This window comes from Streptococcus sp. 32226D021BW, from assembly GCF_053545015.1.
Genome location: NZ_JBPPVC010000007.1, coordinates 24,744 through 39,454, shown reverse-complemented (window position 1 = coordinate 39,454; position 14,711 = coordinate 24,744). Strand labels below are relative to the sequence as shown.

General features: G+C 44.3%; 16 protein-coding genes. 7 read left to right on the top strand and 9 right to left on the bottom strand.

Features of this window, described 5'->3' with window-relative positions; all coding sequences use genetic code 11:
* Window positions 1–252: 252 nt before the first annotated feature.
* Window positions 253–1,713, bottom strand: a complete 1,461-nt coding sequence (locus tag ACEE44_RS05805; protein WP_105118521.1) for an NCS2 family permease — start codon at window positions 1,711–1,713, stop codon at window positions 253–255.
* A 229-nt stretch (window positions 1,714–1,942) separates the two neighbouring features.
* Here ACEE44_RS05805 and ACEE44_RS05800 point away from each other — a divergent pair, with 229 nt between their 5' ends.
* The 7 genes from ACEE44_RS05800 to ACEE44_RS05770 all read left to right on the top strand — a co-directional run bounded on the left by ACEE44_RS05800 (window position 1,943) and on the right by ACEE44_RS05770 (window position 7,918).
* On the top strand, window positions 1,943–2,755 hold the full coding sequence (locus ACEE44_RS05800) for a Cof-type HAD-IIB family hydrolase (RefSeq protein ID WP_449171582.1): 813 nt from the start codon (window positions 1,943–1,945) through the stop codon (window positions 2,753–2,755).
* A gap of 221 nt (window positions 2,756–2,976) precedes the next feature.
* Window positions 2,977–3,966 (top strand): PTS sugar transporter subunit IIB, encoded by a 990-nt coding sequence (locus ACEE44_RS05795; protein WP_105118522.1) that lies wholly within the window; start codon window positions 2,977–2,979, stop codon window positions 3,964–3,966.
* A gap of 49 nt (window positions 3,967–4,015) precedes the next feature.
* Window positions 4,016–4,822 (top strand): PTS mannose/fructose/sorbose transporter subunit IIC, encoded by an 807-nt coding sequence (locus tag ACEE44_RS05790; protein ID WP_105118523.1) that lies wholly within the window; start codon window positions 4,016–4,018, stop codon window positions 4,820–4,822.
* Between the two features lie 21 nt (window positions 4,823–4,843).
* A complete protein-coding gene (locus ACEE44_RS05785) occupies window positions 4,844–5,755 on the top strand; it encodes a PTS system mannose/fructose/sorbose family transporter subunit IID (RefSeq protein ID WP_099868573.1) in 912 nt (303 codons plus the stop codon).
* A gap of 63 nt (window positions 5,756–5,818) precedes the next feature.
* Window positions 5,819–6,193, top strand: coding sequence for a DUF956 family protein (locus ACEE44_RS05780; protein WP_105144978.1), 375 nt, complete (start codon window positions 5,819–5,821; stop codon window positions 6,191–6,193).
* 216 nt (window positions 6,194–6,409) lie between these two features.
* Window positions 6,410–7,684 carry a serine--tRNA ligase gene (gene serS, locus ACEE44_RS05775; protein ID WP_449171581.1) on the top strand — a complete coding sequence of 425 codons (1,275 nt, stop codon included), beginning with the start codon at window positions 6,410–6,412 and terminating at the stop codon, window positions 7,682–7,684.
* Between the two features lie 18 nt (window positions 7,685–7,702).
* The gene (locus tag ACEE44_RS05770; protein ID WP_332411899.1) at window positions 7,703–7,918 is read left to right on the top strand and encodes a PspC domain-containing protein; all 216 of its coding nucleotides are present in this window, start codon (window positions 7,703–7,705) and stop codon (window positions 7,916–7,918) included.
* A gap of 39 nt (window positions 7,919–7,957) precedes the next feature.
* On the opposite strand, the gene ACEE44_RS05765 is transcribed toward ACEE44_RS05770, so the two are convergent.
* The 8 genes from ACEE44_RS05765 to fabF form a co-directional block, all read right to left on the bottom strand.
* A complete protein-coding gene (locus ACEE44_RS05765) occupies window positions 7,958–8,632 on the bottom strand; it encodes a CPBP family intramembrane glutamic endopeptidase (protein WP_449171580.1) in 675 nt (224 codons plus the stop codon).
* A 10-nt stretch (window positions 8,633–8,642) separates the two neighbouring features.
* On the bottom strand, window positions 8,643–9,104 hold the full coding sequence (locus tag ACEE44_RS05760; protein ID WP_449171579.1) for a GNAT family N-acetyltransferase: 462 nt from the start codon (window positions 9,102–9,104) through the stop codon (window positions 8,643–8,645).
* A 64-nt stretch (window positions 9,105–9,168) separates the two neighbouring features.
* The gene (locus ACEE44_RS05755; RefSeq protein ID WP_449171578.1) at window positions 9,169–9,942 is read right to left on the bottom strand and encodes an acetyl-CoA carboxylase carboxyl transferase subunit alpha; all 774 of its coding nucleotides are present in this window, start codon (window positions 9,940–9,942) and stop codon (window positions 9,169–9,171) included.
* On the bottom strand, window positions 9,939–10,805 hold the full coding sequence (accD, locus tag ACEE44_RS05750) for an acetyl-CoA carboxylase, carboxyltransferase subunit beta (RefSeq protein WP_449171577.1): 867 nt from the start codon (window positions 10,803–10,805) through the stop codon (window positions 9,939–9,941). Before accD ends, ACEE44_RS05755 begins: the two co-directional genes overlap by 4 nt.
* A gap of 124 nt (window positions 10,806–10,929) precedes the next feature.
* Window positions 10,930–12,297 (bottom strand): acetyl-CoA carboxylase biotin carboxylase subunit, encoded by a 1,368-nt coding sequence (locus tag ACEE44_RS05745; protein ID WP_449171576.1) that lies wholly within the window; start codon window positions 12,295–12,297, stop codon window positions 10,930–10,932.
* 285 nt (window positions 12,298–12,582) lie between these two features.
* Window positions 12,583–13,005: a 3-hydroxyacyl-ACP dehydratase FabZ gene (gene fabZ, locus ACEE44_RS05740; protein WP_172004448.1), complete on the bottom strand. Its 423-nt coding sequence runs from the start codon at window positions 13,003–13,005 to the stop codon at window positions 12,583–12,585.
* Window positions 13,002–13,472: an acetyl-CoA carboxylase biotin carboxyl carrier protein gene (gene accB, locus ACEE44_RS05735; RefSeq protein ID WP_449171575.1), complete on the bottom strand. Its 471-nt coding sequence runs from the start codon at window positions 13,470–13,472 to the stop codon at window positions 13,002–13,004. The genes fabZ and accB overlap by 4 nt, the downstream gene beginning before the upstream one ends.
* A complete protein-coding gene (fabF, locus tag ACEE44_RS05730; RefSeq protein ID WP_449171574.1) occupies window positions 13,473–14,708 on the bottom strand; it encodes a beta-ketoacyl-ACP synthase II in 1,236 nt (411 codons plus the stop codon).
* Between the last annotated feature and the right edge of the window lie 3 nt (window positions 14,709–14,711).

Sequence of the window (14,711 nt, the reverse complement as noted above, 5' to 3'; positions counted from 1 at the left end):
CAAGTTTAAGAGTTCGGAGTTATAGAAACAAAGTTGCAAACTCCAATCTGATATTGACAGGTGATAGAATACAAGAAGTATTATAGCAATAAATAGAAAACTAAAGAGCGATAACTTGTACTAAAGTCTACCTAATCGAGAACAGTAACTAGAAGAAATGACTACTTCTTCTCGTACAAATAATAAGCAAACACAAAAGCTGACCACTTAAAGCAGTCAGCTCAGATAAATAAATGTTAGTTGTTTATCTTCTTATAAGAAGGCAAGAATGATAAAGTTAAGAATGAAGAGGGCAGTTGCTCCCCAAAGGATTGGGTGAATTTCTTTTGTTTTACCAGTTGAAATTTTTACCAAGCAATAGAAGATGAAGGCTGCTGCAATACCGTATGAGATAGAGAAGCAGAGTGCCATGAAGAATGCTGCAAAGAAGGCTGGAAGCGCATCTTCAAAGTGGCTCCAATCAACATCAAGGAATGATGAAACCATCATAACACCGACGATAATCAAGGCTGGAGCTGTTGCAGCTGCTGGGACAATGCCGATAAATGGCAAGATAAGGATTGAAAGCAAGAATAGAACTGCTGTCGTAACAGCTGTCAAACCAGTACGACCACCCGCAGAGATACCTGCCGCAGACTCAACATAAGTCGTTGTATTAGATGTACCGAAAATAGCACCAATTGAAGTACCAATAGCATCAGCAAAGAGCGCTCTATCCATCTTAGAGTTAAATCCAGTACCATTTTCAAGAGCTTTCTCATCTTCTTCTGAGAAGATACCTGTCTTACGACCAGTACCGATAAAGGTACCGAGTGTATCAAAGGTATCTGACAAGCTGAAGGCAAAGATAGTCATCAAAACAAGTGGAAGACGGCTTGAATCAGCAAAGAGAGAAGACAAACCACCGAAGGCTGCTAGGAAAGTTGTACCCAATTCTGCAAAGGCAGTTCCAATATTGTTATTAGCCAAGTCAATTGTAGAAAGGTCTACAACACCTGCTGGAATACCTGCCAAGGTTGTCGCAAGGATACCAATCAAAATCGCACCACGAACATTTTTAATAACCAAGACAGCTGTCAAGAGAAGACCGAAAACAGTCAAGAGAACACTTGGATCAGTAAAAGTTGAAATACCAGGTACGACACCACCACCAGCAAAAACTGAGAAGACCCCATTTGCGAAAGTTTCTGCTGTAGCATCTGCAGGAGCAACTCCGTTAACAGTAATAATATCTGAACCAGAAGTCAAGAAGGTAATCAAGTTAGAGTTCTTGAAACCAAGGTAGGCAACGAATACACCGATACCACCACCGATAGCGTGTTGCAAGCTAATAGGAATAGCCTTAATGATGCTCTTACGGACCTTAGTAACTGTAATAAAGATATTGAATAAACCACAGAGGAAAACCATAGCCAAAGCTTCTTGCCAAGTAAAACCAAGACCGATAACAACTGTATAGGTAAAGAAAGCGTTCAAGCCCATCCCTGGTGCCAAGGCATAAGGAACATTGGCGAAGAGACCCATAACAAGCGTTGAAACCGCGCTGGCAATGATGGTTGCCAAGAATACTGCCTGAGTTGGCATACCAGCAACACTGAGGATGCTTGGGTTAACAAACAAAATATAGCTCATGGCGAAGAAAGTCGTAAGACCAGCCATAATTTCAGTAGAAACGGTCGTTCCATGTTCTTTTAGTTTAAAAAACTGTTCCATTTTTCAATTATTCTCCTTTTATTTACGAACGATATAGCTATTATATACAAATCACTTTTATACTTCAAGCAATTCATGTATGAAAACGTTATTTTCTAAAACAATGTTCGTTTTTCACGAATATTTCCTATTGATTTTACTTCACATCCTAAAAACGATTAGCTTTTTGCTTTTCTACAGGCATTTTGCTATACTGTAACTTATTAGTTTCAAAAAGGATAAGACAAGTATGAAGAAAAAAATTATTTCCATTGACCTAGATGGTACCTTACTAAATCAAGATAGTCAACTAAGTGACTACACAGTTTCTACTATTAAAAAGGTAAAAGAGGCTGGACATACCGTTTTGATTGCCACAGGTCGTCCCTATCGTATGGCAGAGCAATTTTACAACCAATTAGAGCTGGATACGCCCATGATTAACTTCAATGGTTCCCTCATTCACCTTCCCGGGAAAAAATGGGCATGGGAAAAGAATATTCTTATTGATAAAAAATACCTACTCGATTTTTTAAAGGAAGAGGAGCGGTTTGAAGCAGACTTTATCGCAGGAGAATACAAAAATAAATTCTTCATTACGCAAAAACATTTAGATAAAATCGACCCTTCCCTCATGGGAGTTGAGCAAATTACACCAGACACACTCATTAAACCTGAGCTGATTACCAGCGACCCCCACTCTATCCTCATGCAAACACGGGCTGCAGATAAGTATCAGCTTGCCAAGGAAATGAAGGCCTACTTCAATGATGAACTGGAAATCAATACTTGGGGAGGTCCCTTAAATATTCTAGAAACTTGTGCTAAAGGAGTTAATAAAGCTACCGCCCTTAGCTATGTCTTAAGCCTCTTCCAAGCCAGTCCGAGCGATCTAGTCGCTTTCGGAGATGAGCACAATGATGTCGAAATGCTGGAACTCGCTAGCATTAGCTATGCCATGAAAAACTGTAGTGATACCCTTCGTCCTCACGCAGACCGCTTGACTGAATTTACAAATAGCGAAGATGGTGTTGCCAAAGAACTAGAAAAATTATTCCTCTAAGAAAGAACTGCCTCTGCAGTTTTTTTCTTTTATTTTGCATAGCCAGCAACAGATTTCTGAAAATAGTATGTAAAAATTTCGGAAATTTTTTCTGTTTTTAACACAAATTAGCTTGACAAATTACATGAAAACGTTTTATAATATACAAGTTCAAGAAAATGTAAGCCCATTCATTAGTTTTACATTTCAAAGGAACTAGAAAAAATTTAGGGGGAACAATAATGAGTATTGGAATCATTATTGCAAGTCATGGTGAATTTGCAGCTGGCATTCATCAGTCTGGTCAAATGATTTTTGGCGAACAAGAAAAAGTTCAAGTTGTAACTTTTATGCCAAGTGAAGGACCAGATGATTTATATGCTAAGCTCAATGCAGCTGTTGACTCATTCGATGCTGATGATGAAGTGTTGGTATTGGCGGACCTTTGGAGTGGTTCTCCATTTAACCAAGCAAGTCGCGTTGCTGGCGAACGTCCAGACCGTAAATTTGCCATCATCACTGGACTTAACTTGCCAATGCTAATTCAAGCCTACACAGAGCGTCTAATGGATGCTTCTGCAGGGGTTGAAAAGGTTGCCGCAAACATTATCAAGGAAGCCAAAGATGGTATCAAGGTTCTTCCAGAAGAACTTCAACCAGCTGAGGCTGCTCCAGCTGCAAGTGCTGCTCAAGCACCTAAAGGAGCAATCCCTCCAGGGACTGTTATCGGAGATGGTAAGTTGAAAATCAACTTAGCTCGTATCGATACTCGTCTCTTGCATGGTCAGGTCGCTACTGCTTGGACTCCAGCTTCTAAGGCTGACCGTATCATCGTCGCTTCAGATACAGTTGCACAAGACGACCTTCGTAAGCAATTGATCAAGCAAGCGGCTCCAGGAAACGTTAAAGCAAACGTTGTTCCTATCAAGAAACTGATTGAGGTTTCTAAAGATCCTCGCTTCGGTAACACACACGCTTTGATTCTCTTTGAAACACCTCAAGAAGCTCTTGAAGCAATCGAAGGTGGCGTAGAAATCAAGGAATTGAACGTTGGTTCTATGGCTCACTCAACAGGTAAAACAATGGTGAACACTGTTCTTTCTATGGATAAGGACGATGTTGCAACCTTTGAACGCTTGCGTGAACTTGGTGTCAAATTCGATGTCCGTAAAGTTCCAAACGATTCACCAAAAGATTTGTTTGACTTGATTAACAAGGCAGATGTTAAATAATAATTGATTAACACTGTGTGATTATCAGAAATATGAAAGGATTATAACTATGTCAGATATTTCAATTATTTCTGCAATTTTGGTCGTTTTTGTGGCCTTTCTTGCAGGTATGGAAGGTGTCCTTGACCAATTCCAATTCCATCAACCAATCGTTGCATGTACTCTCATCGGTCTTGTTACCGGTAACCTTACAGCAGGTGTTATGCTTGGAGGAACTCTCCAACTTGTTGCCCTTGGCTGGTCAAACATCGGTGCTGCGATTGCACCAGATGCTGCCCTTGCTTCTGTTGCTGCCGCTATCATCTTGATTAAGGGTGGTGACTTCTCAGCAACTGCTATCTCAGTTGCTCAAGGTCTTGCTATCCCTCTTGCTGTTGCAGGTCTTTTCCTTACAATGCTTGTGCGTACTGCATCTGTTGCCCTTGTACACGGTGCTGATGCTGCTGCAGAACGTGGTGATTTCGGTGCACTTGAGCGCTACCACTTGATCGCTCTTTCTCTTCAAGGTCTTCGTATTGCTGTTCCTGCTGCCCTTCTTCTTGCTATCCCAACTGAGGCTGTTCAAGCTGCTCTTGAATCTATGCCAGCTTGGTTGTCAGGTGGTATGAACGTCGGTGGTGGTATGGTTGTTGCCGTAGGTTTCGCTATGGTTATCAACATGATGGCTACTCGTGAAGTATGGCCATTCTTCGCTATCGGTTTCGCTCTTGCTGCTGTTAGCCAATTGACACTTATCGCTCTTGGTGCTATCGGTGTATCTCTTGCCTTCATCTACCTTAACCTTTCTAAAAAAGGTGGAAACGGTGGCGGAGCTGGTTCTAACGATCCAATCGGCGACATCCTAGAAGACTACTAAGAAGAAAGGAAGAACACAATCATGACAGAAAAAATTCAACTTTCAGTAAAAGATCGTAAAGCGATTTGCTGGCGTTCAACCTTCCTTCAAGCATCATGGAACTTTGAGCGTATGCAAAACTTGGGTTGGGCTTACACAATGGTTCCAGCTATCAAAAAACTTTACACTAAGAAAGAAGATCAAATTGCGGCTCTTAAACGCCACATGGAATTCTTTAACACACACCCATACGTTGCTGCACCTATCGTCGGTGTAACACTTGCCCTTGAAGAAGAGCGTGCAAACGGTGCTGACATCGATGACGCTGCTATCCAAGGTGTGAAAATCGGTATGATGGGACCTCTCGCTGGTATCGGTGACCCAGTATTCTGGTTTACAGTACGTCCTATCCTCGGTGCCTTAGGTGCTTCACTTGCTGTGTCAGGTAACATCCTTGGCCCAATCCTCTTCTTCGGTCTTTGGAACGCTATCCGTATGAGCTTCCTATGGTACACTCAAGAGTTTGGTTACAAATCAGGTAAAGAAATCACTAAGGATATGTCAGGTGGTATCCTCCAAGACATCACTAAAGGGGCTTCTATCCTCGGTATGTTCATCCTTGCCGTACTTGCTCAACGTTGGGTATCTATCGGCTTCAACTTCACGGTTTCTGAAGTTCCGCTTTCAGAAGGTGCCTACATCGAGTGGGACAAATTGCCAGAAGGCTACGAAGGTATCCAAAAAGCCTTTGAATTGGTTGGTCAAGGTTTGTCACAAACTCCAACTAAAGTTACTACTTTCCAACAAAACTTGGACGGTCTTATCCCAGGCTTCATGCACTTGCTTCTTACCTTCCTATGTATGTGGTTGTTGAAGAAAAAAGTTTCTCCAATCACTATCATCGTTGGTTTGTTCGCATTCGGTATCGTAGCTCGCCTATTTGGAATTATGTAATCCATTAAGAAACCCCGCTCATGCGGGGTTTTATGGTATAATTAAACAAGAAATGAGGTAACTATGGCACAATCATTAAACAAACACGTCGAACTATCCACAACAGGCGTTTCCTATCTCAGTCTTGCAGGTGGAACGGTGGGCAAGTTCCTGCTAGGTGATCAAGCTCTGGAATTTTATGCTGATAACAACGTTGAAAATTATGTTCAAATCCCTTGGACATCTATCGATCAAATCGGTGCCAATGTTTCCAACAAGAAAATCAGTCGCCACTTCGAAGTTTATACTGATAGCGGCAAATTCCTTTTTGCTTCTAAAGATTCTGGTAAAATCCTAAAAATTGCCCGTGAGCATATCGGCAATGAAAAAGTTGTGAAATTACCAACTCTTATGCAAATTCTAGGACAGAAAATCTCAAATCTATTTGCAAAAAAATAAAAAATCAAGTATAATAAGACAAACGGATAAGTAGTATCAGGCGTTTTTCAGAAAGTCTGCGGTCGCTGTGAGCAGATAAACAAGAGATATGAAATTCTACCGTTATGAAATTACCAAAATACAATTAAGTGCACAGAATGTGAAGCTGGATGGAACCGCGGTAACTATCGCTCCAGCATCTTTCATTCTGTGTTTTTTATTCTAAAGGAGACATCTATGTTAGATATCAAACGTATTCGTACAGATTTTGACGGTGTGGCTGCCAAATTAGCTACTCGTGGTGTGGCTGCCGAAACCTTGGCAAACATCAAGGACTTGGATGCAAAGCGCCGTGAAATCTTGGTTACTGTAGAAGAATTAAAAGCAGAGCGCAACACCGTTTCTGCGGAGATTGCCCAAGCAAAACGCAACAAGGAAAATGCTGATGACAAGATTGCGGCTATGCAAAAATTGTCTGCCGATGTAAAAAACTTGGATGCTGAACTCTTGGAAATTGATGAAAAACTAAATGCCATCCTCGCAGTTCTTCCAAATACCCCACATGATTCTGTTCCTGTTGGTGCCGATGAAGAAGAAAACGTGGAAGTTCGCCGTTGGGGAACACCTCGTGAATTCACTTTCGAGCCAAAAGCTCACTGGGATTTGGGCGAAGACCTGGATATTCTGGACTGGGAACGTGGCGCAAAAGTAACTGGTGCCCGCTTCCTCTTCTACAAGAACTTGGGTGCTCGCTTAGAACGTGCCCTCTACAACTTCATGCTGGACGAGCATATCGCAGAAGGCTACCAAGAAATCATCACACCTTACATGGTCAACCATGACTCTATGTTCGGTACTGGTCAATATCCTAAATTCAAGGAAGATACTTTTGAGTTGGCAGATACCAACTTCGTCCTCATCCCAACTGCGGAAGTGCCATTGACCAACTACTACCGCAACGAGATTTTGGAAGAAAAAGACCTGCCAATCTACTTCACAGCCATGAGCCCATCTTTCCGTTCTGAAGCTGGTTCTGCTGGTCGTGACACCCGTGGTCTTATCCGCCTTCACCAATTCCACAAGGTCGAAATGGTCAAATTTGCCACACCAGAGCAGTCTTATGATGAATTGGAAAAAATGACAGCAAACGCAGAAAATATCCTTCAAAAATTAGGCTTGCCATACCGCGTTTTAGCCCTCTGTACAGGCGATATGGGCTTCTCAGCTGCTAAAACCTATGACTTGGAAGTCTGGATTCCTGCCCAAAATGCCTACCGTGAAATCTCAAGCTGTTCAAATACCGAGGATTTCCAAGCTCGTCGTGCCCAAATCCGCTACCGCGATGCTGCTGACGGTAAAGTCAAATTGCTCCACACCCTTAACGGATCTGGTCTAGCGGTTGGTCGTACTGTAGCTGCTATTCTTGAAAACTACCAAAACGAAGATGGTTCTGTCACCATTCCAGAAGTTCTCCGTCCATACATGGGTGGGGTAGAAGTGATTAAACCATAGCATCTGGAGATCAACAGTATGAAAAAGAAGTTATACAAAGATAAAAGCCGCAAGGAATTTGCTGGTGTCATTGCTGGGCTTTATGATTATTTTGACCTATATGAAAACTATGGTTGGAATTTAGAAAACGTACGCTTGGCTGTCGTTTTCTTGGCCATTGTCACCAACCTCCCCTTTCTAACTGCCTATATCATTCTGGCCATACTTTTACCAGACAAGTCTGAACTCAACTAAAGCACGCAAAAGACGACTCCAAACGGAATCGTCTTTTCTTTATGCTGATTGAAAATAGTAAAATGCCACCACCGCCCAGGCATTATTGATAAAATGCACTGCCATGGGATAGATGAGGTAATCTGTCTTGTAGTAGAGGTAAGCCATTAAAAATCCTGGGCTGGCATAAATGATCCATGAACCCAAATCTGTTGGTCCATGCAGGAAAGCAAATACCAAACCAGATACTACAATTCCCAGAATCTTGTGCTTTTCAAAAAACTTTTTGAACAGATAACCTCTGACAATAATCTCCTCGGTAATGGCTGCCTGACAGGCTACTCTTACAAAGGCTAACCAAAAAGGAATCGTTTGTAACAACTTTTCAATGCCAATCTGATTAGTTGTGTCTTCAATCCCTTGAAGGTCCATGATAAACTGTCCGAGATACTTGAATAACTGGGCCACACTATAGGTTAAAAAAACAATACTCAGACCCTTCCAAGTTAAGATTTTTCTATCCCAAATGGTGAGCCCTTTCCTTTCTGCCAACCAACACATAAAGACCATAATTCCAATAGAAGATAGACCTGCAGTCCATTGAGCGACTGGCGAGGTTGATTGTTCCAATATGGAAATTGGAATATGATCGAGTAGCAACAATAGAAAGGCCAGCAGTAAAATCCAGATTTTCCGACAAAGCCATTCCAATCGTTGACTGAATGTTTCTAGCATTTCTAACCTCCTATCTTATCCACTTCTCCATATAGACCATATCCATGCCTTCTTGTTCAGGCTCTGTTTTGATGGCCTTGTAGCCGAGCTTTTCGTAGAAAGAAACTAATTTAGACTCCTGCAAAACCGTGCAGAGCACCCAGCGTCTAACTGTCGGATAAAGGCTTTCCAATTCGAGCATTGCCTTGTGCCCATAGCCTTTTCCTCTGTGGTCTGGATCAATGCCAATCAGACCTAGCCAGCCCTGGTCAGCATCTTCAGCGACTGTTGTTCGTACTAGTCCGACTGTGTGCCCTTTCTCAACAATCTTATAGTAGGTGCAATTTGGTCGTGCAAAGCGTAATTGGAAATAGTCCATAGTTTCAATGGCTGGGTTGTACTGGTCCTGATAGGTTTCATAGAGGGATGCAAAGGCTCGGTGCTGAATGGGCAGTAATTCTTCTGCGTTTGATAAATCTGCTTTTACTAACATGGAAAACCTCCTGAAAATTATTTAATCCATTGTATCAAATCTAGCAAAAAAATACTAGGTCTTCCTAGTATTTTCTGAATCGTTTATAGCGGTTTTCGAGTAGTTGTTCAAGTGGTAAGGATTGTAAGAAAGCCAACTGGCTGACTAGGTTTTCCTTGATGTCAGCCAGCACTTCCTTGGTCGCTCTGCCATTTTCCAAAACAACCCGATCGACCACTTGGAGTTTCTCCAACTCATAAGAGGTGATCTTCATGAGTTCTGCCGCTTCCATAGCCCGACTGCCGTCTTTCCAGAGGATAGAGGCGAAACCTTCGGGGCTGAGGACGGCGTACATGGAGTTTTCCAGCATCCAGACCTGGTCTGCCACCGCTAGAGCAAGAGCCCCACCAGATCCTCCCTCACCTATGATGATGGCGATAATAGGCACCTTGAGGTCGCTCATCTCCATGAGGTTGCGGGCAATGGCCTCGCCCTGTCCACGCTCCTCGGCACCGACACCTGGATAGGCTCCAGCGGTATTGATAAAGGTGACAACGGGACGACCGAACTTCTCCGCCTGCTTCATAAGGCGAAGGGCCTTGCGGTAACCTTCAGGATGAGGCTGCCCAAAGTTGCGTTTGAGGTTGTCCTGGAGGTTCTTGCCTTTTTGTATTCCAATAACTGTCACAGGCTGACCTGCTAGAAAGCCGATACCACCGACCACAGCACCGTCATCGCGGAAGTTTCGGTCACCATGTAACTCAATAAAATCATCGAAGAGTTGTGTGGCATAGTCTAAGGTGGTCAGGCGAGCCTGGTCGCGTGCCAAACGGATCATACGTGCAATATCACTGGTCATCTCACACCTCCATGCATTCTCAGCAAGCGACTAATGGTCGCTGGTAAATCCTGGCGTTTGACAATGGCATCAACAAAGCCATGTTCTTGTAAAAATTCAGCCTTCTGGAAATCGTCTGGCAAATTTTCCCGTACTGTTGACTCAATCACGCGCCGCCCTGCGAATCCAACCAGGGTCTGTGGCTCAGCCAAGATAATATCACCTTCCATAGCAAAACTAGCCGTCACACCTCCTGTTGTAGGGTCAGTCAAGACCGTCAAGTAAAAGAGACCCGCATTAGAATGACGTTTTACTACAGCTGAAATTTTGGCCATTTGCATTAGACTCATAATGCCCTCCTGCATGCGAGCACCACCAGAAGCTGTAAAGAGGACAACTGGCAAACGCTCTTCAATCGCCAACTCAAAGAGGCGGGTGATTTTTTCACCGACCACCGTGCCCATAGAAGCCATGATAAAGTGCGAATCCATGATACCAAGGGCAACTGGTTGACCGCCGATGGTCGCCTTGCCTGTCAAAACAGCCTCGTCCAAACCTGTCTTTTGACGGGTGGCTGCCAATTTCTCTAGATAATTGGGGAAGTCCAGCGGATTAGTTGTTTCAATCCCTGTAAACAATTCCTCAAACGAACTGTCATCTACTGTCAATGCCAGGCGTTCCTGGGCTGTAATCCGAAAATTATAGGAACAGTGTTGACAGGTTTTCTCTAATCCCAAATCATTTTTGTAAAGGATGACCTTACAAGCAGGACATTTGGAAAAGAGTTCATCTGGCACCTCTGGCTTTGCTTGAGGTGCCGACTCTATCCGCGAACGATTGGGATTGATGCGGATATATTTGTCCTTTTTGCGAAACAAAGCCATTGCATTCTCCTAGTTTACTTTTTTATCGTCATTTAGTTTTTCTTTTATTACTTCGTTAACTCGCCTTGCCTAACTCCAGTTATGCCTGCGGCTCGTTGCCTAGTACTAAAAGTAAACTAAAAGACTATAATTCTGCTTGATAGCGAGGTAAAAATTCCTCCATGAGATAGGCAGTATCGTAGTCACCTGCCACCACACGCTTATCTGAAATCAAGTCCAGCTGGAAGTCTGTATTGGTCACCACTCCGTCAATTTCCAATTCATAGAGAGCCCGTTGCATCTTCATCAGGGCTTCAAAACGATTTTCCCCATGCACGATGACCTTGGCAATCATCGAATCATAGTAAGGCGGAATGGTATAGCCTGGGTAAACAGCTGAATCTACACGCAGACCGACTCCTCCGCTTGGCAGGTAGAGATTGGAAATCTTTCCTGGACTTGGGGCGAAGTTGAAGGCTGGATTTTCAGCATTGATCCGGCATTCAATGGCATGACCAGTAATCTTTACATCTTCTTGGCGGACACTGAGTTCCTGTCCAGCCGCAATCTTGATTTGCTCCTTGACAATATCTACACCGGTTACAAACTCAGTTACAGGATGTTCTACCTGCACCCGTGTGTTCATTTCCATGAAGTAAAATTCGCCCTTGGCTTCGTCCAAGAGGAACTCAATGGTTCCCGCATTTTCATAGCCAACAGACTGGGCTGCCCGCACCGCTGCTTGACCGATACGGTCCCGCATGGTCTGACCAATGGCGATGGAGGGAGCTTCTTCCAAGACCTTTTGATTGTTACGCTGAAGGGAACAATCCCGTTCTCCCAGATGGATGACATGGCCGTGTTGGTCCGCTAAAATCTGCACCTCGATATGCCGGGCTGGATAGACAACACGCTCCATATACATGGCTCCGTTGCCAAAGGCTGCCTTGGCTTCGCTGGAAGCTGATTCGAAGGCTGGAACTAGGTCTTCGGCTTTTTCAACCTTACGAATCCCCTTACCGCCACCACCTGCCGATGCCTTGAGCATGACGGGGTAACCAATCTTCTCAGCGATTGCAAGAGCTTCTTGGCTGGTTAAGACTTCACCGTCTGATCCTGGAATGACAGGGACTTGAGCCTTCATCATCTCTGCCCGTGCATTGATTTTGTCGCCCATGGTATCCATGACCGTACCAGAAGGTCCGATGAACTTGATACCAACCTCTTCACAGAGGGTGGCGAATTTGGAGTTTTCACTCAAAAATCCAAAGCCAGGATGAATGGCCTGGGCACCTGTCACAACAGCCGCCGAGATAACAGCCTGCATATTGAGATAGGAGTCTGTCGAACGAGCAGGTCCGATACAGACAGCCTCATCTGCCAACATGGTGTGGAGGGCTTCCTTGTCAGCCTCTGAATAGACAGCCACCGTCGCAATCCCCAACTCTCTGGCCGCACGAATAATCCGCACCGCAATCTCACCACGATTGGCAATCAAAATCTTCTCAAACATGATGAATCCTATCTCCTTTTTAACATAGAATAATTATTTATCACAAGCTCAGCCCTTAAAATAACGGACCGATTCATACTCAATGAAAATCAAAATCAGGCTAGCTCCAAAGGTTTGGGAAACCTTTGGAGGTTGGAGATAGAGCGAACGGAGTTCGTTTCTCCAAGAGCAGATATACTCCTGCTACTTTCTTATCTTAAGAAAGTAGCAGGCTGTCAAGCTCCACTGGAGCTTGACACTCATCAAATCAAGTCAACAACGGCTGAGTTTGATTTTCGAAGAGTATTATTTCCCAATAGCAAAAGTCAACGTCCCCGACGCAGCCAGTTTTCCGTCCACCTCTGCCTTTGCTTCAACGACCGCAATGGTTCCACGGCGTTTGACAAATTTAGCGGTCATGATCAACTGGTCACCAGGTACAACTTGCTTTTTAAATTTGACCTTGTCCATACCGGCATAAAATACCAGCTTGCCCTTGTTTTCTTCCTTGGACAACTCCAAGACACCTGCGGTTTGTGCCAAAGCCTCCATGATGAGAACGCCTGGCATGACAGGATAGTCTGGGAAATGCCCGTTGAAGAAGGGCTCGTTAATGGTCACATTTTTAAGGGCGACAATCTCATCTTCTGATACTTCAAGGACACGATCGACCAAGAGCATAGGATAGCGATGAGGAAGAGCCTCTTTAATTTTTACAATATCAATCATTTGATGCGTACCAATCCTTGTCCAAATTCTACAACGTCTTGGTTGGCCACCAAAATCTCTGTGACTATACCGTCACGGTCAGCTGGTACTTCGTTCATGACCTTCATGGCTTCGATAATCATGAGGGTCTGGCCTTTTTTGACCGTATCGCCGACTGCTACAAAGGCTGGCTTGTCAGGGGCTGGTGACAAATAGGCCACACCAACAAGCGGACTTTCCACTACCGCACCCTCTGCCACAGAGCTAACTTCTGCTGGAGTTGCCTCACTGGTTTCAACTGCTAGCACAGGGGCTGGGCTTGCTGCAACTACTGGAGCAAGCGGAGCTTCTACCGCTGGACTTGGTGCCACTGTTGCCTGCTGGTTTTTACTAAAATGCAAGGTTTCCCCAGCATTGCTATATGAAAATTCTCGTAAACTTGACTGGTCAAACTGACTCATCAAGTCCTTTATTTCTGTAATATTCACTTAGGCCTCCCAACGCTTGAAGGCAATCACCGAGTTGTGACCTCCAAAGCCAAATGTATTTGAAATGGCATGACGGATTTCCATGTCACGACCTTGACCGTAGATGACATCTGCCTCAATGTAGTCAGACAATTCTGTCGTACCAGCTGTCTTCGGTGCGTAAGAATGACGCATCGCCTCAATAACAGCTGCTGCTTCAACGGCACCTGCCGCCCCCAACAAGTGACCTGTGAAGGACTTGGTGGAAGAAACTGGCGTGTTCTTGCCAAAGACAGATACGATAGCTTGACTTTCCCCTTTTTCATTAGCCGGTGTCGAAGTTCCATGGGCATTGATGTAGTCAATATCAGCTGGCTCCAAACCTGCTTCTGAAATGGCCAACTTCATAGCCTTGATAGCACCCAAACCTTCTGGGTGTGGAGAGGTCATGTGGTGGGCATCGCAGGTATTTCCGTAACCAACAATTTCAGCCAAGATGGTTGCCCCACGTGCTTCTGCGTGCTCCAAACTTTCCAAGACCAAGACCGCAGCACCTTCTCCCATAACAAAACCATTGCGATCCTTGTCAAAGGGAATAGAAGCACGGCTCGGATCATCTGTTGTAGACATGGCCGTCAGGGCTTGGAAGCCACCGATTGCAAAAGGCGTAATAGCCGCTTCTGAACCACCTGCCAGCATAACATCTTGGAAGCCAAACTTGATTTCACGGAAGGCTTCACCCAAGGCATCGTTTGACGAAGCACAGGCTGTGATGACACACTTGCAGACACCATTGGCACCGACCTGCATGGCAATATTTCCAGCCGCCATATTGGGCAAAGCCTTCGGAAGAGCCATCGGGCGAATCCGTTTTGGTCCTTTTTCGTTCATGCGAGCAACCTGCTCTTCAATTTCCAAAATCCCACCGATACCAGTTGACAAGATAACACCGAAACGGTCGCTGTCAACCGCTTCTGTATCCAGACCAGCATTGGTTACTGCCTCACGAGCTGCATAGAGAGCATAGAGGGAGTAATTGTCATAGCGGTTGGTATCTTTTTTAACGAAGTATTTGTCAAAAGGAAAATCCTTGATTTCCGCTGCATTATGGACAGTATAGTCACTAGTGTCAAACTTGGTAATCTTTCCAATCCCAATCTTGTCATTGACCAAGCTATCCCAGAATTCTTCTGGTGTATTTCCAATTGGAGATGTCAGACCGTAGCCTGTAACTACTACACGATTTAATTTTGTCATTTT

Excerpts from the sequence above, each read along its gene's own strand:
- ACEE44_RS05765 (WP_449171580.1), bottom strand. The coding sequence starts at position 8,632 with ATGCTAGAAACATTCAGTCAACGATTGGAATGGCTTTGTCGGAAAATC.
- fabZ (WP_172004448.1), bottom strand. The coding sequence starts at position 13,005 with ATGATTGATATTGTAAAAATTAAAGAGGCTCTTCCTCATCGCTATCCT.
- ACEE44_RS05760 (WP_449171579.1), bottom strand. The coding sequence starts at position 9,104 with ATGTTAGTAAAAGCAGATTTATCAAACGCAGAAGAATTACTGCCCATT.
- ACEE44_RS05745 (WP_449171576.1), bottom strand. The coding sequence starts at position 12,297 with ATGTTTGAGAAGATTTTGATTGCCAATCGTGGTGAGATTGCGGTGCGG.
- ACEE44_RS05795 (WP_105118522.1), top strand. The coding sequence starts at position 2,977 with ATGAGTATTGGAATCATTATTGCAAGTCATGGTGAATTTGCAGCTGGC.
- ACEE44_RS05800 (WP_449171582.1), top strand. The coding sequence starts at position 1,943 with ATGAAGAAAAAAATTATTTCCATTGACCTAGATGGTACCTTACTAAAT.
- serS (WP_449171581.1), top strand. The coding sequence starts at position 6,410 with ATGTTAGATATCAAACGTATTCGTACAGATTTTGACGGTGTGGCTGCC.
- fabF (WP_449171574.1), bottom strand. The coding sequence starts at position 14,708 with ATGACAAAATTAAATCGTGTAGTAGTTACAGGCTACGGTCTGACATCT.
- ACEE44_RS05755 (WP_449171578.1), bottom strand. The coding sequence starts at position 9,942 with ATGACCAGTGATATTGCACGTATGATCCGTTTGGCACGCGACCAGGCT.
- accD (WP_449171577.1), bottom strand. The coding sequence starts at position 10,805 with ATGGCTTTGTTTCGCAAAAAGGACAAATATATCCGCATCAATCCCAAT.
- ACEE44_RS05780 (WP_105144978.1), top strand. The coding sequence starts at position 5,819 with ATGGCACAATCATTAAACAAACACGTCGAACTATCCACAACAGGCGTT.
- ACEE44_RS05805 (WP_105118521.1), bottom strand. The coding sequence starts at position 1,713 with ATGGAACAGTTTTTTAAACTAAAAGAACATGGAACGACCGTTTCTACT.
- ACEE44_RS05770 (WP_332411899.1), top strand. The coding sequence starts at position 7,703 with ATGAAAAAGAAGTTATACAAAGATAAAAGCCGCAAGGAATTTGCTGGT.
- ACEE44_RS05790 (WP_105118523.1), top strand. The coding sequence starts at position 4,016 with ATGTCAGATATTTCAATTATTTCTGCAATTTTGGTCGTTTTTGTGGCC.
- ACEE44_RS05785 (WP_099868573.1), top strand. The coding sequence starts at position 4,844 with ATGACAGAAAAAATTCAACTTTCAGTAAAAGATCGTAAAGCGATTTGC.